This is a genomic window from Flavobacterium silvisoli (assembly GCF_004329815.1).
Lineage (GTDB): Bacteria > Bacteroidota > Bacteroidia > Flavobacteriales > Flavobacteriaceae > Flavobacterium > Flavobacterium silvisoli.
Map to the genome: position 1 here is coordinate 180,971 of NZ_SJPE01000001.1, position 23,749 is coordinate 204,719.

Here is a 23,749-nt window from a genome sequence, read left to right on the forward strand (position 1 = left end):
ATTTTGCGAATCAATCGAACAACAATGTTAGAAAAAGAAATCATAAATTTTGAGAGAACGGTAATTGTTGGTATCGTTACGCAAAACCAGAATGAAGACAAGCTGAAAGAATACCTCGACGAACTCGAGTTTTTGACCTACACTGCCGGCGGCGAGGTTGTCAAACGCTTTTTTCAAAAACTGGATCGCCCTAACCCTAAGACCTTTTTAGGTACCGGGAAAATGGATGAAATAAATCATTACATCCGAGAAAATAATATCTCGACCGTTATTTTTGACGATGAGTTGTCTCCTTCTCAGCAAAAAAACATTTCTAAAATTCTGGATTGTAAAGTACTCGATCGAACCAACCTCATTCTGGATATTTTTGCTCAAAGAGCGGAAACCTCCTATGCCAGAACCCAGGTTGAATTGGCACAATGCCAATATTTACTACCCAGATTATCCGGAATGTGGACCCACTTGGAACGACAAAAAGGAGGTATCGGACTCCGTGGTCCGGGTGAAACCGAGATTGAAACCGACCGAAGAATTGTGCGTGACCGAATTGCATTGTTAAAAGACAAAATAAAAACCATCGACAGGCAAATGTCAGTTCAAAGAAGTAATCGCGGCGCTATGGTTCGTGTAGCTTTGGTTGGGTATACCAACGTGGGAAAATCTACCTTAATGAATGTCATCAGCAAAAGTGAAGTTTTTGTCGAAAACAAATTGTTTGCTACGCTTGACACTACTGTCCGGAAAGTCGTGATTAAAAACCTACCGTTTTTATTATCGGACACCGTTGGATTTATCCGAAAACTGCCTACCCAACTCATCGAATCTTTCAAAAGCACACTGGATGAAGTACGCGAAGCCGATTTACTATTGCACGTTGTTGATATTTCACACCCTGATTTTGAAGAACACATCGCTTCTGTTAACCAAATTTTGCAGGACATTAAAAGCAATGATAAGCCAACCATTATGGTTTTCAATAAAATTGATGCTTACAAACATTTGGTTATTGATGCCGACGACTTGATTACCGAAAAAACCAGCAAACACTACACCTTAGAAGAATGGAAAGCAACATGGATGGCCACTGTAGGCGAAAAGAATGCTTTGTTCATCTCAGCAACCAACAAAGAAAATTTTGAAGAATTCAGAGAAAAAGTATACGAAGCCGTAAGAGAAATTCACATTACGAGATTTCCTTATAATAAGTTTTTATATCCGGATTACAAGGATGCTACAGAAGAGTAAGTCTTTCTACTATTGGAGATAATAAATATATCCGAAATTCAACCAAACATTCCAGTCATTGGCTTTGTTTTCAGGATATCGTTTCGGGTCCGGATTCATACCGTCTACCCAATTGGAAAAGTAATATTGCCATCTCAAATCCAACATCAAATCCGAAAGCTCAGTTAATTTGTAACGACAACCTATACTGGAAACTATCGACCATACCGTTCCACCTTGATTTGTTGTGGCATACATATACTTGTCGGGCGTAGATATTGGCGAATTCATAGGTCCTAAATCAGAATGCACTTCAGGATCGTAAAAACTAAACTGCCCGCCCAAACTGAAAAAGGGAGCAAATGACCCGATAGTTGCGGTAAAATCTCTGATACTTAAAGGAAAAAACTCCAACTGCATCCCAATATTGGTAACTGCAGTACTCCCTTTCATCGCTCTTAACTGCTGGGCAAATAAAGACGTCTTGCTTTTGTCAACCCACTGTCCGAAATGCTGTAAATTGGTTTTATTGTATGAAAGCTCACTTCTCAATTTAAAGTGATCATTAAAATACGTTTCGGGAGTGTAACAGTTACATTCCGCCTTGTATGAGAAATTTAAATAGTGAATTATACCTATACCATACCCTGTATTTCCGGCATTGGTAGCAAAATCATGACGCTCACCATAATCCGACTGAAAAGCAACCGGACCGGCAATAGCTCCTATTTCATGAGAAAAACCAAACTGAGCATTAGTGCTGGTTGTAAATACAAATAGTAATAAGAGGGTTATGATAAATTTCTTGGGCATTTGCATACTAATAAATTCAATTCTCGACAAATATATAAAAACATCAATCACTTCTAAAATAAAATAAAAATTTGTTGATTTATGCGTAAAAAAAAGCAACAAAAGATTTAAATAAGTGGAATTACTTCAGAATCCTGCAAAATTTCTTAACATAAACATAAATTTACTGAGAATTTAAAAAATTTTGACCGCGCATTTTTAATTAAATGTATATTTGTTCGATTTTACGAAAACGATTTCTTAAAAAATTTTAATAGTATAATTTATGTCACAAAGTATCAACGCATTTATCGAATCTGTTGCTAAAAGAAATGGCAACGAGCCGGAATTTATGCAAGCCGTTATGGAAGTTGCCGAAACGGTAATTCCATTCATTGAACAAAATAAAAAATACCAAAACAAAATGCTTTTGGAAAGAATGGTAGAGCCTGAAAGAGTAATCATGTTCCGTGTGACTTGGGTAGACGATGCCGGAAACACTCAGGTAAATCGCGGTTACCGAATTCAAATGAACTCAGCTATAGGACCTTATAAAGGAGGAATCCGTTTCCACCCTTCGGTTAACTTAAGCATCCTTAAATTCTTAGCCTTTGAACAAACATTCAAAAACAGTTTAACCACATTGCCAATGGGCGGTGGAAAAGGAGGAGCTGATTTTGATCCGAAAGGAAAATCAGATAACGAAATCATGAAATTCTGTCAAGCCTTCATGACCGAATTAGCCAAACATATCGGAGCAGATACTGACGTTCCTGCCGGAGATATCGGTGTAGGCGGAAGAGAAGTAGGTTACATGTTCGGACAATACAAAAGATTGCGCAATGAATTTACCGGCGTATTAACCGGAAAAGGAATTACTTTCGGAGGTTCTTTGATCCGTCCTGAAGCAACCGGTTACGGGAATGTGTATTTTGCTCAAAACATGCTGGCTACCAAAGGCGAAAGCTTCTCCGGAAAAACCGTGGTAGTTTCGGGTTCAGGAAACGTGGCCCAATATGCAATTCAAAAAGCAACACAATTGGGAGCTAAAGTTGTTACGGCTTCTGACTCTTCAGGATACATTTACGATGCTGACGGAATTGATGCTGAAAAATTAGCCCATATCATGGAAATCAAAAACGTAAACTACGGTAGAATTTCAGATTACGTGGCCAAATATCCGAATGCTAAATTTGTAGCCGGAAAACGCCCTTGGGAAGTAAAATGTGATATTGCCTTACCGTGTGCCACTCAAAATGAATTAAACGGTGAAGAAGCAAAAATGCTTATCGCTAACGGATGTATGTGTGTATCTGAAGGCGCCAACATGCCATCAACACCGGAGGCTATTGAAGCCTTCTTGCACGCCAAGATTCTTTTTGCTCCGGGTAAAGCCTCTAACGCCGGAGGGGTAGCCACTTCAGGTCTTGAAATGTCGCAAAACTCTTTGCGTTTGAGCTGGACTTCAGAAGAAGTAGACCAACGTTTGAAAGACATCATGGCCAACATTCACGCTGCCTGTGTAAAATATGGAACTGATGCCGCTGGATATACCGATTATGTAAAAGGCGCAAACATTGCCGGTTTCGTAAAAGTAGCCGATGCCATGCTTGCTCAGGGAATCGTATAAACTAAAATAAAACCAACCAAAACCTTAAAAATGTCCTCAGCAATGAGGGCATTTTTTTATACCTAAAAATACCAAAAGCTTTTTTTTTGCGTTTATGTTATATTTGCAGGTATAATTCATGTCTAATGAGAAAATGCTTCTTCTGGTTTTTGCTCTTGTGTGTTCAAATTGGTTTTGCTCAACAAAATCTCAATTGGAAAGGCTACTTTTCATATAATCAAATCAAAGATATTTCCGAATCAAACACAGCCCTTTTTGCAGCAGCGGAAAATGCTCTGTTTGTTAAAAACTTAACCACAAACAGCATCAAGACTATCAATACTGTTGACGGGCTGTCCGGACAAACCATTTCGGCCATGTACCACAGTGTTGCATTCAACAAAACCATTGTAGGATACGATGACGGCTTGATGATTGTCGTCAATGATGCCGACGGAAGCATGCTGAATGTAGTAGACATCATCAACAAAAACATTCCTACCAACATCAAGAAAATAAATCACTTTATGGAATACAATGGCGTGTTGTATGTTTCATGTGATTTTGGAATTGTGCAATACAAATTGGCAACTTTGGAATTTGGCGATACTTATTTTATAGGACCCAACGGTGCTGAGATAAAAGTGTACCAAACCACTATTTTTAACAATGACATCTATGCTGTTACACAAAATAACGGCATCCGAAAAGCAGCCATCAACAACCCGAATTTGATTGATTTTGCACAATGGCAGGTTTTTGATAACGGATTCTGGAATGGAATCACTACTTTTAATAACCAACTCATAGGCTTGAATCTGGACACCGGAATTTACAAATACAACGGCTCTTTTTTTCAGCAAATAGGCGTTGTTGGTGAAATTGGTGTAGACATCAGATCCAATGCAGACCAACTTATAGTAACCTCAAAAAACCATGTTTTCATTTTTAATCAGGCTCTGAGTCAAATAGCCCACATACAACCCTTTCAGGCTTCACCCGAAACCTTGACATTTACCTGTGCTACAACTATTAACGGCAACATATACATAGGCACCAATGAAAAAGGAATTTTAACTTCAACTCTTTCAAACCCTTTTGCTTTTGAGTTTATCATGCCTAACGGACCTGTAAGAAACAATCTTTTTTCCATCAACACTACATCAAGCAATTTATGGGCAGTATATGGTGACTACACTGAAATATATGACCCAAATCCTTTTTTATACTTAGGGATTAGCAAATACGCCAATAATCAATGGACAAACATTCCTTACAGCGAAGTACATCTTTCCGGAAGCGCTTCCCCCGATTTGGTCAGAGTAACCGTAAATCCAAACAACGAAAAGCAAATTTTTGTCAGCTCCTATTATGCAGGTCTCTTGAAATTTGAAGACGACCAATTGGTAACTGTGTACAACAAAAGCAACAGCGGTTTGGAAACTATATTTCCTACTGATGCTCAAGACTCCAACATCCGAATTGAACAAAGTGTTTACGACAGAGCCGGAAACTTATGGATGACGAACGGCTTGGTCAAAAACGCCCTAAAAGTTCTCAAAACAAACAATCAGTGGCAGTCCTACGACATGACTACAATTTTAGATAATTATTTTAATGCTCGTTTCGGAAGAATGGTCATCGACAAAAGCGGAACCAAATGGATTTGCACTTCAAAAGATGGTGTAGTCGCCTTTAATGAAAACGGAAATATCTTCAAAAAAATAACCATGGGGGAAACTTCGGGAAATCTTCCGATAGAAGACGTAAGAGCAATAGCCATTGACAATAGAAACCAACTCTGGATAGGAACCCGTCAAGGGCTGAGAGTACTGCCGAGTGTCAACAGTTTTACATCAGACGAACAAATGAAAGCCAATGCCATCATTATTTTAGAGGATGGCTTGCCGCAAGAACTGTTGTACGAACAATTCATAACCGATATCGTGGTGAACGGTTCCAATCAGAAATGGATAGGAACAGCCGATTCAGGTGTTTTCCTTTTTTCTTCCGACGGACAGCAGACTCTTTATCACTTCACCAAAGACAATTCACCCCTGCCCAGTAACGTCATCAATGACATCGACATCAATGCAACTACAGGAGAAGTGTTTTTTGCGACCGATAAAGGTATGGTTTCTTTTCAGGGAACTGCTACCAGACCGGCTGATGATTTAAGCGGTGCTTATGTGTATCCCAATCCGGTACGCCCGGGGTTTACCGGTACTGTAAAAATTGCCGGGTTGATTTCAAAAGCTAACATCAAAATCACCGACATAGAAGGCAACCTGGTATACGAAACTACGTCTGAGGGCGGAACGGTTGAATGGGACACTACTGCTTTTGGCAAATATAAAGTAGCTTCAGGTGTTTACATGATTTTCATTGCCGGAGAAGATGGCACCGAAACCAAAGTTAAAAAAGTGATGATAATCAGATAAATTACGAGCTATGTTTACGAGCCATTAATTCGTAATTCGTAATTCCAAATTCGTAATTACCTCATGTTAGTCAAAACCAAAGCCATTGTCATTTCTTCCCTGAAATATCAGGAAAAAAGCCTGATCGTTAAATGCCTGACACTGTCAGACGGAGTAAAAAGCTACTTTGTGCCCAGCGCATTTTCGACCAAAAAATCCAATCAGAAAATAGCCTATTTTCAGCCTTTAACACTACTCGAAATAGAAGCCAATCACAAAAACAAAGGCACCCTTGAACATTTCAAAGAAATCAAACTGGCGCATGCCTATCAGACCATTTCAAGGGATATTGTCAAGAGTACTATCGTTATTTTTCTTTCCGAAATGCTACACCACAGCATACACGAAGAAGAAAAAAACGAAAACCTGTTCCTCTTTTTAGAATCGGCTTTGCAATGGCTCGATACACACGATAACACGGCCAATTTTCATTTACTCCTGCTGCTGGAGATGACCAAATTTCTTGGTTTTTATCCCGACATTACCGCTGTGGAAAATCCCTTTTTTGAACTGAAAGAAGGTGTATTTACGACTGCTATATCAACCAGTTGTCTGAACGAACACGAAACCCATTTATTCAAAAGACTCATTGGTTTAAAATTTGACTCCGACCAAAAAATATTTGCCGGCATAGAACGACAAATTTTGCTTAAAATTCTGCTCGACTATTACGCCAGTCACCTCGACGGATTTAAAAAACCCAAATCACTCGAAGTTTTAAAAGAGGTATTTGCTTAATTTTTAAGTAAAAGTCCATTCTCTTTTGTCTATTTTCTGTGCTCTTTTATCAAAATTCCTTACTTTCGCAGACTGATTTAAGAAAACGACAAAAATGAGTACTAAGTTTACTGAATACAAAGGACTTGACCTGCCAACCGTAGCGTCTGAAGTTCTTGATTTTTGGAAGAAAAATAACATCTTTGAACAAAGCATCACTCTGCGTGAAGGAGCTACCCCGTATGTGTTTTTTGAAGGCCCTCCTTCTGCTAATGGGTTACCCGGCATTCACCACGTAATGGCGCGCGCCATTAAAGATATTTTTTGTCGTTACAAAACCCAAAAAGGGTTCCAGGTAAAACGTAAAGCCGGATGGGATACGCACGGTTTACCCGTTGAATTGGGCACCGAGAAAGAATTGGGCATTACCAAAGAAGACATCGGAAAAACCATTTCCATCGAAGAATACAACGAAGCGTGTAAACGAACCGTGATGCGTTATACTGACGTGTGGAATGACCTAACCGAAAAAATGGGGTATTGGGTAGATATGGAAGATCCATACGTAACCTACAAATCCAAATACATGGAATCGGTTTGGTGGTTGTTGAAGCAAATCTACGACAAAGGCTTGTTGTACAAAGGCTACACCATCCAGCCATATTCACCAAAAGCCGGAACAGGTTTGTCTTCGCACGAAGTCAACCAACCGGGAAGTTATCGCGATGTGACTGATACAACAGTGGTGGCACAATTCAAAACAAAACCGGAAACGTTGCCAAGTTTCCTTCAGGGATTAGGTGATATTCACATGTTGGCCTGGACGACTACGCCATGGACGTTGCCAAGTAATACCGCTTTGACCGTCGGACCAAAAATTGAGTATGTTTTGGTAAAAACCTTTAACCAATATACGTTCGAACCGGTTAATGTGATATTAGCTAAAAACTTAGTTGGAAAACAATTCGCCGGCAAATACTTTGTGGCCGAAAACGATGACGATTTCACGAACTACAAAGCCGAAGACAAAAAAATCCCCTACCAAATCCTAACCGAATGCAAAGGAAAAGATTTGGTTGACATTCGTTACGAGCAATTGATGCCATTGGCTTTACCGTATCAAAATCCCGAGAATGCCTTTAGGGTAATTGCAGGTGACTTTGTTACTACTGAGGACGGAACGGGTATTGTGCACACCGCGCCGACGTTTGGGGCCGATGATGCCAAAGTAGCCAAAGAAGCGACTCCTGAAGTACCGCCCATGTTGGTTTTGGATGCCAATGGCAATCCTGTTCCTTTGGTAGATTTGCAAGGTAAATTCATTCAAGGTTTGGGTGATTTATCAGGTAAGTATGTGAAGAATGAATATTACGATGCAGGAACCGCACCGGAGCGTTCGGTAGATGTAGAAATTGCCATCCAATTAAAAGAAGAAAACAAAGCGTTCAAAGTTGAGAAATACGTGCACAGTTACCCACACAGCTGGCGTACCGACGAACCGTTGTTATATTATCCGCTAGATTCCTGGTTCATCAAAGTGACTGATGTTAAAGAACGCATGTTTGACCTAAACGAAACCATCAACTGGAAACCCAAAGCCACCGGCGAAGGCCGTTTTGGGAACTGGCTGAAAAACGCCAACGACTGGAACCTGTCCCGCTCCAGATACTGGGGGATTCCGTTGCCAATTTGGCGCACCGAAGACAAGCAGGAAGAAATGATTATCGGTTCGGTAGAAGAACTCTATAACGAAATTGAAAAAGCGATTACCGCCGGTGTAGAAACTACCAATCCGTTCCAAGGTTTTGAGATTGGAAACATGAGTGAGGAAAACTATGATTTGGTGGATTTACACAAAAATGTAGTCGATAACATCACACTTATTTCCCCATCAGGAAAACCAATGAAGCGCGAAAGTGATTTGATAGATGTTTGGTTCGATAGTGGTGCCATGCCGTATGCGCAGTGGCATTACCCGTTTGAAAATAAAGACAAAATTGACCAAAACAAAGACTTTCCGGCCGATTTCATTGCCGAAGGGGTTGACCAAACCCGTGGTTGGTTTTATACACTACACGCTATCAGCACCTTAGTTTTCGACAAAATTGCTTATAAAAATGTAGTATCAAACGGTTTGGTTCTCGACAAAAACGGCCAAAAAATGTCCAAACGTTTGGGCAACGCCGTTGATCCGTTTGAAACACTCAAAGAATACGGCCCGGATGCGACCCGTTGGTACATGATTGCCAATGCGAATCCATGGGACAACTTAAAATTTGATATCGAAGGCGTGGCCGAAGTAAGACGTAAATTCTTCGGAACCTTATACAACACCTATTCATTCTTTGCTTTGTATGCCAATATTGACGGTTTTAAATATGCTGAAGCAGAAGTACCACTGGCCGAAAGACCGGAAATTGACCGTTGGATTTTATCCGAACTGCATACCTTAATTAAGATAGTTGACGAAGCTTACGCTGATTACGAACCAACCAAAGCCGCTCGTGCAATTTCTGATTTTGTTCAGGAGAATTTGAGCAACTGGTACGTGCGTTTGTGCCGAAGAAGATTCTGGAAAGGCGAATACGGCACTGATAAAATTGCAGCGTATCAAACTTTGTATACTTGTTTGTTAAACGTAGCGAAATTATCGGCACCTATTGCTCCGTTCTTTATGGATAACTTGTACAGAGATTTAGTCAACGCCACTGGAAGCGAGGATTTTAGCAGCATTCACCTGGCGAAATTCCCGGTTTCGGTTGAAAACTTTGTTGATAAATCGTTAGAGAGCAAAATGATGAAAGCCCAAACGGTTTCTTCACTGGTTTTATCGCTTCGCAAAAAGGAAATGATAAAAGTACGCCAACCGTTGCAAAAGGTACTGATACCAGTACTTGACGACCATCAGCGTGCTGAAATTGAGGCGGTTTCCGACCTGATAAAAGCCGAAGTAAACGTCAAAGAAATTGAACTTTTAGACGATGCATCCGGTGTTTTAGTGAAGCAGATTAAGCCCAACTTTAAAGCCTTAGGTCCTAGATTCGGCAAAGACATGGGATTGATTTCCAAAGAGATACAAAATTTAACTCCTGAACAAATCAACGAACTGGATACCAAAGGTGAGCTGACGCTTGTTATTTCAGGAAAAAGTATAATTTTATCATTAGAAGATGTTGAAATTTCGTCTCAGGATATTCCGGGATGGTTGGTAGCCAATGCCAATGGTATTACTGTTGCGTTAGATATTACCCTTACCGAAGAATTGAAAAATGAAGGTATTGCGAGAGAACTGGTAAATCGAATTCAGAATATTAGAAAAGACAGCGGATTTGAAGTTACCGATAAAATTAAAGTTCAATTACAGCACAACCCTGTATTAGCCAAAGCAATTCAAGAGAACGAAAACTACATCAAATCGGAAACATTGACTGAAGATTTGGTCTTGGAAAATGAAATTCCGAATGGTTCTGAAATAGAATTTGACGAGATAAAAACAAGAATATTAATTTCTAAATAATTACGAAAGATTATGGTAGAAGAAAAATTAAGATACTCGGATGCTGATTTAGCTGAGTTCAAGGAAATTATTTTAGCAAAGATTGAAAAAGCCAAAGCCGATTTGGACCTTATAAAAAGCGCTTATATGAACGACTTAAACAACGGCACCGACGATACCTCGCCCACGTTCAAAGCGTTTGAAGAAGGCAGCGAAACCATGTCGAAAGAAGCGAACTCACAATTAGCTATTCGCCAAGAGAAATTCATCCGCGATTTAAAAAACGCATTGTTCCGCGTTGAGAACAAAACCTACGGGATTTGTAAAGTAACCGGAAAATTAATTTCTAAGGAAAGATTAAAAATCGTACCTCATGCTACCATGAGCATTGAAGCTAAAAATTTACAGCGATAACAACTTTACTACAAATAAAATAACGCTCCTGAACGGAGCGTTATTTTTTAGAAAAAAATACTATTTTTGCGCATCAAAATCAGAAAAATGTCATTACGAAATTCCGTTTTAATCATTGCAATTATTCTATTGGTTGACCAGTTTACCAAAATTTATATCAAAACGAATTTCGCTCTTAACGAAGAAATTTTTGTTTTCGATTGGATGCGTATTCATTTCATAGAAAATGAAGGTATGGCTTGGGGAGCCAGAATTCCCGGGGTATACGGTAAACTGATCCTAACGGTTTTCAGAATTGTGGCAATTTTTGGTATTGGCTACTGGCTCTACGATTCGAGCCGCAAACACAGCTCCAACTATCTGATGGTGGCCATTGCTTTAATCTTTGCCGGAGCAGCCGGAAACATTATCGACTCGGTGTTTTACGGGGTAGTATTTGACGACAGTTACGGGCATTTGGCTACGGCATTCTCAGACAACCCTTATGGCACTTGGTTTCACGGAAAAGTAGTTGACATGTTGTACTTTCCCATCTGGGAAGGGCAATTGCCTAAATGGTTGCCTATTTGGGGCGGAGAGGACTTTAAATTCTTCAATGCCATTTTCAACATAGCCGATATGGCCATTTCAACGGGAGTGGGTATTTTGATTGTTTTCAACAAAAAGGCTTTCGCCAAAAAAACACTTATCGAAAGTCATACACAGTCATAGGCGTCACGCAATAATCCAAACGGATATCACTTAGAAAAACATCTTCAATTAGTGCTTCGGGTTCAAAGAAAGACAACCCTATTTTCACCACATCGGGCTTGCATTTCGACAAAAAATTATCGTAAAATCCTTTGCCATACCCTACCCTGTTCCCTTTTGTGTCATAGGCCAGCAAAGGCACAAAAACCACATCAATTTTTGAAACCGGCACTTCTATCCCATCAACAGGTTCATAAATATGATATTCGTTTTTCCTGAATTTAGTATTATCAGTCAAAAGATAGTGTGTCATTTCGCGGGTTTCGAAATTGCTTTTGGCCACTACAATTTCTTTGTCTTTTCCGGCTAAAATTTGGAGTATGAATTCGGTATCCACTTCTTTTTGCTCTTCAATGGTCAGAAACAGGTGAAAATAAGTCAACTCCCAAATATCGAGCTGTAGCAAACGATTGGCAATAGCCATGCTCTTGTCATCGAGTTCCTCAGGGGTTAATTTACTTCTGAGTTCTTTGTATTTTTTGCGCAGGTCTTTTTTAAGCATAAACAGTGGCTTTCAAATCGTGTATAAAAGTAGTCAAATGTTCTACTTCTACATGATCCATCAGCACAATTTTGTACCAGTCGTTATTGCCGTGGTGGCGTTGCGGCACCAAATCGTACTTTTCGGCCAATGCTGCTGAAATGTGCTCCGCTTTGATGGTCACTATGTTCATAAACGGCTCGCGGAAATACGCAATGCCCAACTCATCTAATTGCCTGCACAAAAATTGGGTTCGCATTTGCAACACGCTTACTTTTTCAAACCAGCCGTTAGGACCATAGGTAAACAATATCATCCAAACAGCCACTGCATTGGCTCCGCTGCGGCTGCCGCATAAGGTCAAATCCATGCCTTCTACATATTCGGCTTCTTTGGTCAGCACGTTTTCGATATAGCCTTTGCGGCAAATGAAAATTCCGGTACCATAAGGTGCCTGTAGCATTTTATGCGCATCAATGGTAATTGAACTGATTTTAGGATTGCTGAAATTAATGACCGAATGCTGGTTGCTGAACGGGTATACGAAACCGCCATAGGCTCCATCAATATGAAGTTTATACGCTACCTCGTGCTTTTCTAAAACCTCAATATAATCTTCGGGATTATCGACTGAACCGAACATGGTCGTTCCCATATTGGAGATGACAATAAAATACTTCTTCCCGGCTGCTTTGGCTTTTTTCACCATCAGTTCCAATTGTACTTTATCCATCGCTCGGGTATTGAAATCTACGGGAATTTTCAGCCAATCCAACTGCAGTAAATTAGCCGCTTTCGGAATAGAATAATGAGTATCCTCAGAAGCTACAATGACTATTTCGTCGCTTTTGGCATCATAATTATTCATGAAATAATTGCGAAACATCCAAATGGCCTGTATGTTGGCTTCGGTACCGCCGGGTGATATGTATCCGTCAAACGAATTGGGTTCGGCTTTAAAAATATCTACCGCAATAACATTCAGCACCTCGCGTTCTATTTCATGCGTGCCCTGAAAAGCTCTTTCCGAAGCTCCGAAAGTGTGACATCCTATATTATTGGGATTGGCGACATAGGTTTGCAATATGGGAGCATCTTTCAAAAAAGGCGCATCGTCATTAAAAACTTTATCATCCAGTTTTGAGGCAGGATATCCGAGTGCTCTGTCTTTTGAAAAATTAATATTTTCAAGCAATGCCTTTTGAATTCTGTACTTGCGCTCATTGGGGGCTAATTTTTTCCAATAGTTCATACCTGTAAATTTTGCCAAAACTAACACATCGCAAGACCAAAAAACATGATAAATGTTAGGCAACACCTCTCTTGCTTTTACAGCAATTTCAATTAACTTTGTTTTTATGGAAACCCCCTCAATAGCACTTCAGCTTCAAACACTGCCCGATAGCCCCGGGGTATATCAGTATTATGATAAAGAAGGCAAGATATTGTATGTGGGCAAAGCCAAAAACCTGAAAAAACGGGTAAGCTCGTATTTCAATAAAGTGCATGACAATGCCAAAACCAATGTGTTGGTCAAAAAGATTGCAGAGATAAAGCACATTGTCGTTTCTACAGAAGCCGATGCGCTTTTGCTGGAAAACAACCTCATCAAGAAGCTGCAGCCACGGTACAACGTAATGCTCAAAGATGACAAAACCTACCCTTGGATTTGCATCAAAAAAGAACCGTTTTCGCGAATATTCCCCACCCGAAGAATGGTCAAAGACGGCTCTGAATATTTTGGCCCGTATACCAATTTTAAAACGGTGAACACCATTTTAGACATGATTAAGGAGCTTTATCCGTTGCGTACCTGCAATTATGATTTAAGCGATGCCAACATCAAATCGGGCAAATACAAAGTGTGTTTAGAGTATCATATTGGCAACTGCAAAGGCCCTTGTGAAGGTTATGAACCATTGGCGCATTACCAAAAACAAGTAGATGCCATCCGCGAAATCCTGAAAGGCAATTTCAAAGACAGCTTGCGCGATTTCAAGAAAATGATGCAGGATTTGGCTGCCGAAATGAAATTTGAAGCCGCACAAAAAGTAAAAGAAAAAATCGAAACCCTCGAAAATTACCAGTCGCGCTCCACCATTTTAAATCCGAAAATTTCTAATGTGGATGTGTTTTCGATAGTATCTGATGAAGCTATGGCCTATGTCAACTTTTTGCAAATAGCCCACGGAGCCATCATTCGCTCGCATACACTGGAAATCAAAAAGAAACTGGATGAAACCGATGAGGAGTTATTAGCCCTTGCGGTTATTGAATTGAGAGAGCGTTTTCATCTGACCACCAAAGAAATCATACTGCCTTTTGAATTGGATTTTGGCGATAAAATAAAAGTAACGGTACCACAACTGGGCGACAAAAAACAGATTTTGGAATTATCGCAACGCAACGCCAAATACCAACGACTGGAACAACTCAAACAAATTCAGATTGTTGACCCTGAGCGGCATACCAACCGCATCATGGCGCAGATGCAAAAAGACTTGCGCCTTCCCACAGAGCCGCGCCACATTGAATGTTTTGACAACTCCAACATACAGGGAACCCATCCGGTTTCGGCCTGCGTGGTGTTTAAAGACGGAAAGCCCAGCAAAAAAGACTACCGTCATTTCAACATCAAAACCGTGGAAGGCCCCAATGATTTTGCCTCTATGGAAGAAGTAGTGTACCGCCGCTACAAACGGATGCTCGACGAAAACCAACCCTTGCCACAGTTAATCATCATTGATGGCGGAAAAGGCCAATTGTCCTCGGCCTTAAAAAGCATTGATGATTTAGGTTTGCGCGGCAAAGTAGCCATCATAGGCATTGCCAAAAGACTCGAAGAATTGTTTTATCCGGGTGATTCGGTGCCGTTGTATTTAGACAAAAAATCGGAAACACTCAAAATCATTCAGCACTTGCGCAACGAAGCCCACCGTTTCGGCATTACGCACCATCGCGACAAACGCAGCAAATCAGCATTGCAAACCACCATAGAAACCATTCCCGGCATAGGCGAAAAAACTATGTTGGCACTCATCAAACACTTCAAAAGTGTAAAAAGATTGAAATTAGCCACCGAAAAAGAAATTTCTGAGGTTGTAGGTGCTTCAAAAGCCAAAAAAATTTCCGAATTTTACAACATCAGTAAATCCTAACGCCTTTTATGAAAAAAACAATTGTTGCACTTCTCTGTCTTTTTTTGCTTCAGATTGTTTCGGCGCAGGAGCCCGTTACCCAAAAGAGACCCAAAATCGGATTAGTACTCAGCGGAGGCGGAGCTAAAGGATTTGCTCACATCGGGGTTTTAAAAGCACTCGAAAATGCCGGGGTTAAAATTGACTACATAGGCGGAACAAGTATGGGAGCCGTAGTGGGCGGATTGTATGCTACAGGTTATAGTGCTTCGCAGATTGACTCTATTTTTTACAATACCGATTTTGACGAATTGCTACAGGATTACATTCCGCGTTCTTCTAAGAGTTTTTATGAAAAACGAAACGATGAAATGTATGCGCTTTCGTTGCCCTTCGATAAACTGAAAATAGGAATCCCAATTGCGCTTTCCAAAGGGATGTACAACTACAATTTGCTTTCCAAACTAACCCACAAGGTACGACACGTTAAAGATTTTAATAAACTTCCCATCCCGTTTTTATGTGTCGCTACTGATATTGAAAAAGGCGAACCGGTAGTATTACAAAGTGGTTATTTGGCGCAGGCTATGTTGGCCAGTTCTGCATTTCCATCATTATTTGCTCCGGTAGAAATTGACGGTAAACTACTGATTGACGGCGGTGTTGTCAACAACTATCCGGCGGAAGAAGTGCGTAAAATGGGAGCCGATATCATTATTGGGGTAGATGTGCAAGACGATTTGAAAGACCGAAAATCACTGAAAGATGCTACCCGCATTTTGGTACAAATCACCAATTTGGACATGATTAAAAAGATGAAGGAGAAAATCAAAATCACCGACATCTACATCAAACCCGATATTTCCAACTACGGAGTGATTTCATTTGATGAAGGTCAGGAAATCATCAAAAAAGGTGAAGAGGCGGCCATGCTTCAAATAGAGGCCATCAGCAAATTGGCAGACCCTTCACAGCCCTATCATCTCAACAAATTCAAAGTGCAGCAAGACACTTTACAACTAAAAAGTATCAGCATAAACAAGTTGGACAATTACACCAGAGCCTACATTTTGGGAAAACTTCGATTCAAAAACGGCTCTGTCATCAAATACAATGATTTAAAAAAGGGAATTAACAATATCAACGCTACACAAAACTTCAGCCGCATCAGCTATACTTTAGAACCTTACCAGGGTGGTGATGAATTGCAACTAAACCTGACCGAAAACCCTGTTAAAACTTTCCTGAAATTCGGTCTTCACTACGACGGTTTATACAAAAGTGCCATTTTGGCCAATATCACACAAAAGAAAACCCTGTTTAAAAACGATGTGGTTTCTCTCGACGTGGGTCTTGGTGACAATATCAGATACAATTTAGACTATTACATCGACAATGGTTTTTATTGGAGCTTTGGTCTGAAATCGCGCTACAACACCTTTAACAGGAATGTTCAAACCGATTTTAAAAACGGAGAATTACTGACACAGTTGGGCCTCAACAGCATCAATATTGACTTTTCCGATTTGACCAATCAGGCTTATATGCAAACCGTTTTTATTCAGAAGTTTCTAATCGGAGCCGGTGTAGAGTATAAGTATTTAAAGATTAAATCGGATAATTTAGGAACCATATCTCCAACCTTTGAAAAAAGCGACTACCTGAGTATTTTTGGTTATGCCAAATTTGACTCTTTTGACAATAAACTTTTTCCGAAAAAAGGCTGGTTTTTTACCGGAGATTTACAGTCATTCCTGTATTCTTCGAATTACACCAACGAATTCCACCGCTATTCTATAGCCAAGGGCGAAATTGCTTTTGCCAAAACCTTTTACAAAAAATTTACACTAAAAATGCAGTCCGATGCCGGATTTGTCATTGGTAAAGACAGTGTTCATTTCTTCGATTTTATTTTGGGAGGCTATGGGTTTAATGCCGTCAATAACTTCAAGCCTTTCTACGGTTATGATTTTCTGAGTGTTTCTGCAGACAGTTTTATCAAAGGCTGCATCACACTCGACTATGAGATTTACAAAAAAAACCACATCAATTTTGCCGCCAACTATGCCAATATTGAAGATGACCTGTTTAAAAACGGCGATTGGTTTTCAAAACCCAAATACAATGGATATGCCATCGGGTATGCATTGGAGTCTGCTGTGGGACCCATAGAAATAAAACATACTTGGTCTCCGGAACAGAGCAAAGGCTATACTTTTATCAGTATTGGATTTTGGTTTTAAATGGGTTGACAATCAGAATAAAATTTATTTTTGTTCGATTTAAACATAAAAAACTATATTTGAAAATCTATTAACTAAACTCTCTTTTATGTCGATTTGGAAAAGAAAACCCTTAAATCAACTACTTTCTGAAGCAGATGAATCTGAAAAAGGACTCAAAAAAACACTAACCGCTACCGGTCTAACGGCCTTGGGTGTAGGAGCCATTATTGGTGCCGGATTATTTTCGATAACCGGTATGGCGGCTGCACAAAATGCCGGTCCGGCCATCACCATTTCATTTGTTGTGGCAGCATTGGGTTGTGTTTTTGCAGGCTTGTGTTATGCTGAATTTTCATCCATGATCCCCGTAGCCGGGAGTGCTTACACTTATTCCTTTGCCACTATGGGTGAGTTTATTGCCTGGATTATCGGTTGGGATTTGGTGTTGGAATATGCCGTTGGTGCGGCGACTGTTTCTATCAGTTGGTCGCGGTATCTGACCAAATTTCTCGACGGTTATGGCATTCATCTTAACGAGCAATTTACTCATTCTCCTTTTGAAGGCGGGCTGATTAATATTCCTGCTGTGCTTATCGTGATGGTGATGTCCCTTATCTTAATGAGAGGAACAAAGGAATCGGCTTTTGTCAACGGATTGATTGTTTTGTTGAAAGTATCAGTTGTTTTAGTATTCATAACTTTGGGATGGCAATACATAAAACCCGAAAACTTCACTCCTTACATTCCTGAAAACAAAGGCGCTTTCGGAGAATTCGGTTTTAGTGGAATCATCCGTGCCGCAGCAATTGTTTTCTTTGCCTACATCGGATTTGATGCGGTTTCTACTGCTGCACAGGAAGCAAAAAATCCAAAGAGAGACATGCCTATCGGTATATTGTTATCCTTAGGAATTTGTACGGTATTATATATTTTATTTGCCCATGTCATGACCGGTGTAGTTAACTATACCGCTTTTGCCGGTGCTGACGGAATTGCTCCGGTCGCTATTGCAATTGACCATATGGGTGTTGCCGATGCTTCCGGAATGATTACTCCGGCCTATCCTTGGCTGAACAAAGCTATCATTTTGGCCATTTTAGCCGGGTATGCTTCAGTTATTTTGGTAATGTTGATGGGACAAAGTCGTGTTTTCTTCTCTATGAGTAAAGACGGTTTAATGCCTAAAGTATTTTCAGAAGTACATCCAAAGTACAGAACTCCGGCCAAAAACAACATGTTGTTCATGCTGATTGTTAGTTTGTTTGCGGCTTTTGTTCCGGCGAGAGTTGTAGGCGAAATGACGAGTATCGGAACTTTGTTTGCTTTTATTTTAGTTTGTTTGGGCGTATTGGTCATGAGAAACAAAATGCCCGAAGCACCAAGAGCATTCCGTACACCTTTGGTACCATTGGTTCCTGTTTTGGGTGTTATGGTATGTTTATTCATGATGGTATTCCTGCCTTTAGACACTTGGATCCGATTAATCGTATGGATGATGATTGGTTTTGACATCTATTTGTATTACGGTATGAAAAACAGTGTTTTAAACAAAGGAACATTCGACAATAAAAGCTATAAAACCGTAGCATTGTCAGGATTAGGAATGGTAGTTGCTTTATTGATTGTGGCTGTTATTCACCACTCAAATGAAGCTGTTGATGATCATTTTCTATATTATTTCTCAATAGGCTTCTCAATACTGCATGCGGTAATTTACTTTTTGAGTTTGAAAAAATCCAAATAATTTTCGAAACATATTATTACAGAATAAGGATTAAAGTGAATCATAAAACGCTTTAATCCTTTTCTGTTTTTTGTAAAATTTGAAAAATTATCATTTTCAGCGTTCCTTTTTTTACGATATTTGTTAGGTGAAAAAATGGGATAATTTATTAGCACATTTAAAATTCCTCATCAAGAGAAATCCTGAGTGAGGCCACTTCTTTTATGAATAATTTCGGATTTGAATTTATTTTCACCCGAGGCCAACGCCTCAATTGAGCGAAGCTGAATTATCTCATTTTAAAATTATCAAAGTAAAAAACTATGCCATTATATCATAAACTAGGAAACATTCCTCCCAAAAGACACACCATTTTCCGAAAACCCAACGGTAATTTGTACTATGAACAATTGTTCGGAACGGTAGGCTTTGACGGAATGTCGACCAATTCATATCACGAGCATCGACCAACTCAGGTCAAAGAAATTCGCAATCAATACAGCATTGCACCAAAAGTTTCAAAAGCGAACAACATTCAGTCTTACCGACTGAGAGGCTTTCAGGTGAACCCCGAAAACGATTACTTAGAAAGTCGAAAAATAGTACTGACTAACTCCGATTGTCATATAGTTTTAGCTGCGCCAAAACATTCTACAAAAGAATATTTCTATAAAAATACCGATTCCGACGAGTTACTTTTCATCCATCGCGGTAGCGGAAAATTGAGAACCATGTTAGGCAACCTCGATTTCAAATACGGTGACTATCTGTTAATACCGCGAGGCATCATTTATAAAATTGATTTTGACACCGAAGACAATCGCTTGTTTATTGTTGAATCACACCGCCCGATTTACACCCCGAAAAGGTACAGAAACTGGTTCGGACAACTTTTGGAACATTCTCCTTTTTGCGAACGCGACATCCGCAGACCACACGAATTGGAAACCTACGACGAAAAAGGTGAATTCATCATCAAAGTCAAAAAGAAAGATGAAATTTTCGAGATGGTTTATGCCACCCATCCTTTTGACGTGATTGGTTATGACGGATATAATTATCCTTATGCTTTTTCCATTCATGATTTTGAGCCCATAACCGGAAGAATTCATCAACCGCCACCAGTACATCAAACGTTTGAAACTGATGCTTTCGTGGTGTGTTCTTTTGTACCGCGTTTGTACGATTACCATCCCGAGGCCATTCCGGCACCATACAACCACAGCAATATTGATTCTGATGAAGTACTGTATTACGTGGATGGCGACTTTATGAGCAGAAATGATATCGAAGCCGGACATATTTCGTTACATCCGGCCGGAATTCCGCACGGACCGCATCCGGGAGCCGTTGAAAGAAGCATTGGCAAAAAAGACACTCAGGAATTAGCCGTCATGGTAGACACTTTCAAACCGCTTATGGTTACCGAAGAAGCGATGAAAATTGCCGATGACAAATACTATCAATCCTGGTTAGAATAAAAAAATAAACACAACTTTGGGAAATTACAGTCCCGCTAATATAATTTTAATACTATGTCAAAAGAAATAAAATCCGTTGAATACGGACTTGAAAAAATATTTGAAGGAGCACAAGACTTCCTTCCGCTTTTAGGAACTGATTACGTAGAGTTTTATGTAGGCAATGCCAAACAGGCAGCTCATTTCTACAAAACAGCTTTCGGATTTCAATCACACGCTTACGCCGGATTAGAAACCGGATTAAAAGACAGAGCATCCTATGTGTTAAAACAAGATAAAATCCGCTTGGTATTAACCACCGCTTTGAACAGTAATTCTCCTATTGGCGAACATGTAAAAAAACACGGTGACGGTGTGAAGATTGTTGCCCTTTGGGTTGAAGATGCAAGATCTGCTTTTGAAGAAACTACAAAACGCGGAGCCAAAGTATTCATGGAACCAACCGTTGAAAAAGACGAACACGGAGAGGTTGTACGCGCCGGAATTTATACGTATGGAGAAACCGTTCACATGTTTGTAGAACGTAAAAACTATAACGGAGCTTTTTTACCGGGATACAAAGAATGGAAATCCGACTATAATCCGACACCTGTAGGGTTAAAATACATTGATCACATGGTTGGAAACGTAGGCTGGAACGAGATGAATACCTGGGTAAAATGGTACGAAGATGTGATGGGGTTCGTGAATTTCCTTTCCTTTGACGATAAACAAATTACTACTGAATATTCTGCTTTGATGTCAAAAGTTATGAGCAACGGAAACGGAAGAATCAAATTCCCAATCAACGAACCGGCAGAAGGAAAGAAAAAATCACAAATTGAAGAGTATCTTGATTTTTACGAAAGCCCGGGAGTGCAGCATATCGCCGTTGCAACTGATGACATTCTGAAAACAGTAGCCGAAATGAGAGCACGAGGTATTGAATTTCTCACTACTCCCCCACAGGCTTATTATGATGCCATACCGGAAAGACTGAAAGACCACATGAGTAAATTTAAAGAAGATATCCATGAACTTCAAAAGTTGGGTATTATGATAGATGCCGATGACGAAGGATACCTGCTTCAAATTTTCACAAGACCTGTTGAAGACCGACCTACTTTATTTTTTGAAATCATTCAAAGAATGGGTGCGCGTGGTTTTGGCGCCGGAAATTTTAAAGCCCTTTTCGAATCAATCGAAAGAGAGCAAATGTTACGAGGAACACTGTAAAAATATCATTTTATTAAATATTATTTAAAACTAAACCTCAAAAAGAACTATATTTTATTAATTTAATGTTAAAGTTGGTTTTTTTGTTGTAATTCCGCAACAAATGTAATTATCTTTGCAGTATAAAAAATGAGGGGTGGTTCCCTCAACTTTTTGGATAAATTTTCATAATTTATAGTTTTTTGGTTGGTTAATAGCATAAAAACTCAGTCATTAATTTGACTGGGTTTTTTTGTTTTAATACTTTTGGAACGAATATTGCAATCACGGTATAAAAACAAATAAAAAAAATGAAAAAGTATTTCTTCTTATTGTTGCTTTTTATCACCGTAAGTTTCGACACTCAAAAACCTGATGCTTATGATGTTGGCGAATGGTTCAAATTCAGAATTCACTACGGATTCATAAATGCCGGCTATGCTACCCTCGAAATTAAAGAAGCCGTAAAAGACAACAAAAAAGTATATCACGCCATAGGCAAAGGATATACCGTTGGAATGTCGCGTCTTTTTTTTAAAGTAGACGATAACTACGAAAGCTATTTCGACAAACAAACCAACAAACCTTACCAATTCGTTAGAAAAATAGATGAAGGCGGCTACACCAAAAACCAAGAAGGCTTTTTTAACCAGGATGCAAACAAGGTACTTGTAAAAGATTATAAGAATAAAACAGAAAAAACGTTTTCAGTAACCGAAAATGTTCAGGATATTGTTTCAACTTTTTACTACCTGAGAAACCATCCGAGTGTTGACAAATTAAAAGTCGGTGAGTCAGTAATGGTAGACATGTTTTTTGATGATGAGATTTATAAGTTTAAGTTAAAATTTATAGGTAGAGAAGATTTAAAAACTAAATTTGGAACTGCTCCAACCATGATTTTCAGGCCCATCGTTCAATCGGGAAGAGTCTTCAAAGAAGAAGAAAGTTTAACCGTTTGGATTTCAGATGATGACAATAAAATACCATTGCGAATAAAAGCCAGTTTGGCTGTCGGCTCTATAAAAGCTGACTTAGACGGATTCAAAGGATTAAAAAATCCGTTTATGGTAAAATTAAAAGACTAATGAATACTAAAACAACACAAACTGAAGAATTACTCGATGCTTTGGAGCAAAAATTCCAAGCCATCAATCAAAAAACCGATACCCATCTTGAAGGCCTTTTGTGGTCAAAACCAATTACATATTGGGACTACATTCAAACAGATGCACTGTTAAATTTACAAACCCAGAGAACACTTTTGCCTGACGAAATGGTTTTCATCATGTACCATCAGGTTAATGAATTATTGTTTAAAATGATTCTTTGGGAAATCAAACAACTTTGTCACACCGATAAGCCTAAAACAGACTTTTTCACTGAAAAACTCCGTCGAATCAGTCGCTACTTTGACATGCTTACCACTTCATTTGACATTATGGGAGATGGTATGGAAGTAGAACAATACATGAAATTCAGAAACACATTGACTCCTGCCAGCGGTTTTCAAAGTGCTCAATACCGTTTAATAGAGTTTTCTTCAACCGATTTAATCAATCTAATCGATTACCGTTTCAGAGCTACCATAGACAGAAACACCCCTTATTCTTACGCGTTTGAACACCTGTATTGGCAGGCAGCCGGGAAAGACCATACGACTGGAGAAAAATCATACCTGATTTTAGAATTTGAAAGAAAATATCGTGAAGAGTTTCTTCGTTATATGGAAGAATACAATACCATTAACATTTGGCAAAAATTCAAACAATTGCCTGAAACCGATCAAAAAGATGAAAATCTGGTACAAGCCATGCGTCATTATGACCGTACGGTAAACATTACCTGGGTAATGGGGCATTTGAATGCAGCCAAAAAATACATCGAAAGCGGCCAAGGTTCAGGCGAAGCTACAGGAGGCAGTGATTGGAAAAAATACATGCATCCAAAGTACCAAAGAAGAATATTTTTCCCTGAACTGTGGAGTGAAGAAGAATTGAAAAACTGGGGTGAATAAACCGGCACT

At 39.5% G+C, this 23,749-nt stretch carries 17 protein-coding genes; 14 read left to right on the forward strand and 3 right to left on the reverse strand.

Annotated elements, in window-relative coordinates:
* Positions 1 to 24 precede the first annotated feature (24 nt).
* Complete coding sequence (gene hflX / locus EZL74_RS00730) at positions 25 to 1,245, forward strand: GTPase HflX (RefSeq protein ID WP_131474670.1); 1,221 nt, start codon at positions 25 to 27, stop codon at positions 1,243 to 1,245.
* Positions 1,246 to 1,254: 9 nt separating this feature from the next.
* On the opposite strand, the gene EZL74_RS00735 is transcribed toward hflX, so the two are convergent.
* Positions 1,255 to 2,037, reverse strand: a complete 783-nt coding sequence (locus EZL74_RS00735) for a THC0290_0291 family protein (RefSeq protein ID WP_131474671.1) — start codon at positions 2,035 to 2,037, stop codon at positions 1,255 to 1,257.
* A gap of 265 nt (positions 2,038 to 2,302) precedes the next feature.
* Between EZL74_RS00735 and gdhA the strand changes: the two genes are divergently transcribed.
* From gdhA to EZL74_RS00765, 6 genes are all read left to right on the forward strand, one after another.
* Positions 2,303 to 3,646: an NADP-specific glutamate dehydrogenase gene (gdhA, locus tag EZL74_RS00740; RefSeq protein WP_131474672.1), complete on the forward strand. Its 1,344-nt coding sequence runs from the start codon at positions 2,303 to 2,305 to the stop codon at positions 3,644 to 3,646.
* A 125-nt stretch (positions 3,647 to 3,771) separates the two neighbouring features.
* Positions 3,772 to 6,066: a type IX secretion system anionic LPS delivery protein PorZ gene (gene porZ, locus EZL74_RS00745; protein ID WP_131474673.1), complete on the forward strand. Its 2,295-nt coding sequence runs from the start codon at positions 3,772 to 3,774 to the stop codon at positions 6,064 to 6,066.
* A gap of 63 nt (positions 6,067 to 6,129) precedes the next feature.
* The gene (gene recO / locus EZL74_RS00750; protein WP_131474674.1) at positions 6,130 to 6,843 is read left to right on the forward strand and encodes a DNA repair protein RecO; all 714 of its coding nucleotides are present in this window, start codon (positions 6,130 to 6,132) and stop codon (positions 6,841 to 6,843) included.
* Between the two features lie 94 nt (positions 6,844 to 6,937).
* On the forward strand, positions 6,938 to 10,339 hold the full coding sequence (gene ileS, locus EZL74_RS00755) for an isoleucine--tRNA ligase (protein ID WP_131474675.1): 3,402 nt from the start codon (positions 6,938 to 6,940) through the stop codon (positions 10,337 to 10,339).
* Positions 10,340 to 10,351: 12 nt separating this feature from the next.
* Complete coding sequence (locus EZL74_RS00760; protein WP_131474676.1) at positions 10,352 to 10,732, forward strand: TraR/DksA family transcriptional regulator; 381 nt, start codon at positions 10,352 to 10,354, stop codon at positions 10,730 to 10,732.
* A gap of 87 nt (positions 10,733 to 10,819) precedes the next feature.
* Positions 10,820 to 11,443: a lipoprotein signal peptidase gene (locus EZL74_RS00765; protein WP_131474677.1), complete on the forward strand. Its 624-nt coding sequence runs from the start codon at positions 10,820 to 10,822 to the stop codon at positions 11,441 to 11,443.
* On the opposite strand, the gene EZL74_RS00770 is transcribed toward EZL74_RS00765, so the two are convergent.
* Together EZL74_RS00770 and EZL74_RS00775 are read right to left on the reverse strand one after the other, a co-directional pair.
* Positions 11,418 to 11,984: a 5-formyltetrahydrofolate cyclo-ligase gene (locus tag EZL74_RS00770; RefSeq protein ID WP_131474678.1), complete on the reverse strand. Its 567-nt coding sequence runs from the start codon at positions 11,982 to 11,984 to the stop codon at positions 11,418 to 11,420. The two genes, EZL74_RS00765 and EZL74_RS00770, sit on opposite strands and share 26 nt — an antisense overlap.
* Positions 11,977 to 13,215, reverse strand: coding sequence for a pyridoxal phosphate-dependent decarboxylase family protein (locus EZL74_RS00775; RefSeq protein WP_131474679.1), 1,239 nt, complete (start codon positions 13,213 to 13,215; stop codon positions 11,977 to 11,979). Before EZL74_RS00775 ends, EZL74_RS00770 begins: the two co-directional genes overlap by 8 nt.
* 106 nt (positions 13,216 to 13,321) lie before the next feature.
* Between EZL74_RS00775 and uvrC the strand changes: the two genes are divergently transcribed.
* From uvrC to EZL74_RS00810, 7 genes are all read left to right on the forward strand, one after another.
* Positions 13,322 to 15,121 (forward strand): excinuclease ABC subunit UvrC, encoded by a 1,800-nt coding sequence (gene uvrC, locus EZL74_RS00780; RefSeq protein ID WP_131474680.1) that lies wholly within the window; start codon positions 13,322 to 13,324, stop codon positions 15,119 to 15,121.
* A gap of 8 nt (positions 15,122 to 15,129) precedes the next feature.
* Entirely contained in the window at positions 15,130 to 17,343 is a 2,214-nt protein-coding gene (locus tag EZL74_RS00785) for a patatin-like phospholipase family protein (RefSeq protein WP_131474681.1), read from the forward strand.
* Positions 17,344 to 17,431: 88 nt separating this feature from the next.
* Positions 17,432 to 19,069: an amino acid permease gene (locus tag EZL74_RS00790; protein ID WP_131474682.1), complete on the forward strand. Its 1,638-nt coding sequence runs from the start codon at positions 17,432 to 17,434 to the stop codon at positions 19,067 to 19,069.
* A 302-nt stretch (positions 19,070 to 19,371) separates the two neighbouring features.
* The gene (locus EZL74_RS00795; RefSeq protein WP_131474683.1) at positions 19,372 to 20,529 is read left to right on the forward strand and encodes a homogentisate 1,2-dioxygenase; all 1,158 of its coding nucleotides are present in this window, start codon (positions 19,372 to 19,374) and stop codon (positions 20,527 to 20,529) included.
* A gap of 54 nt (positions 20,530 to 20,583) precedes the next feature.
* A complete protein-coding gene (hppD, locus tag EZL74_RS00800) occupies positions 20,584 to 21,744 on the forward strand; it encodes a 4-hydroxyphenylpyruvate dioxygenase (RefSeq protein WP_131474684.1) in 1,161 nt (386 codons plus the stop codon).
* A 290-nt stretch (positions 21,745 to 22,034) separates the two neighbouring features.
* Entirely contained in the window at positions 22,035 to 22,811 is a 777-nt protein-coding gene (locus EZL74_RS00805) for a DUF3108 domain-containing protein (RefSeq protein WP_131474685.1), read from the forward strand.
* A complete protein-coding gene (locus EZL74_RS00810) occupies positions 22,811 to 23,740 on the forward strand; it encodes a tryptophan 2,3-dioxygenase family protein (protein WP_131474686.1) in 930 nt (309 codons plus the stop codon). The genes EZL74_RS00805 and EZL74_RS00810 overlap by 1 nt, the downstream gene beginning before the upstream one ends.
* Positions 23,741 to 23,749 lie beyond the last annotated feature (9 nt).

Excerpts from the sequence above, each read along its gene's own strand:
- hflX (WP_131474670.1), top strand. The coding sequence starts at position 25 with ATGTTAGAAAAAGAAATCATAAATTTTGAGAGAACGGTAATTGTTGGT.
- EZL74_RS00735 (WP_131474671.1), bottom strand. The coding sequence starts at position 2,037 with ATGCCCAAGAAATTTATCATAACCCTCTTATTACTATTTGTATTTACA.
- gdhA (WP_131474672.1), top strand. The coding sequence starts at position 2,303 with ATGTCACAAAGTATCAACGCATTTATCGAATCTGTTGCTAAAAGAAAT.
- porZ (WP_131474673.1), top strand. The coding sequence starts at position 3,772 with ATGAGAAAATGCTTCTTCTGGTTTTTGCTCTTGTGTGTTCAAATTGGT.
- recO (WP_131474674.1), top strand. The coding sequence starts at position 6,130 with ATGTTAGTCAAAACCAAAGCCATTGTCATTTCTTCCCTGAAATATCAG.
- ileS (WP_131474675.1), top strand. The coding sequence starts at position 6,938 with ATGAGTACTAAGTTTACTGAATACAAAGGACTTGACCTGCCAACCGTA.
- EZL74_RS00760 (WP_131474676.1), top strand. The coding sequence starts at position 10,352 with ATGGTAGAAGAAAAATTAAGATACTCGGATGCTGATTTAGCTGAGTTC.
- EZL74_RS00765 (WP_131474677.1), top strand. The coding sequence starts at position 10,820 with ATGTCATTACGAAATTCCGTTTTAATCATTGCAATTATTCTATTGGTT.
- EZL74_RS00770 (WP_131474678.1), bottom strand. The coding sequence starts at position 11,984 with ATGCTTAAAAAAGACCTGCGCAAAAAATACAAAGAACTCAGAAGTAAA.
- EZL74_RS00775 (WP_131474679.1), bottom strand. The coding sequence starts at position 13,215 with ATGAACTATTGGAAAAAATTAGCCCCCAATGAGCGCAAGTACAGAATT.
- uvrC (WP_131474680.1), top strand. The coding sequence starts at position 13,322 with ATGGAAACCCCCTCAATAGCACTTCAGCTTCAAACACTGCCCGATAGC.
- EZL74_RS00785 (WP_131474681.1), top strand. The coding sequence starts at position 15,130 with ATGAAAAAAACAATTGTTGCACTTCTCTGTCTTTTTTTGCTTCAGATT.
- EZL74_RS00790 (WP_131474682.1), top strand. The coding sequence starts at position 17,432 with ATGTCGATTTGGAAAAGAAAACCCTTAAATCAACTACTTTCTGAAGCA.
- EZL74_RS00795 (WP_131474683.1), top strand. The coding sequence starts at position 19,372 with ATGCCATTATATCATAAACTAGGAAACATTCCTCCCAAAAGACACACC.
- hppD (WP_131474684.1), top strand. The coding sequence starts at position 20,584 with ATGTCAAAAGAAATAAAATCCGTTGAATACGGACTTGAAAAAATATTT.
- EZL74_RS00805 (WP_131474685.1), top strand. The coding sequence starts at position 22,035 with ATGAAAAAGTATTTCTTCTTATTGTTGCTTTTTATCACCGTAAGTTTC.
- EZL74_RS00810 (WP_131474686.1), top strand. The coding sequence starts at position 22,811 with ATGAATACTAAAACAACACAAACTGAAGAATTACTCGATGCTTTGGAG.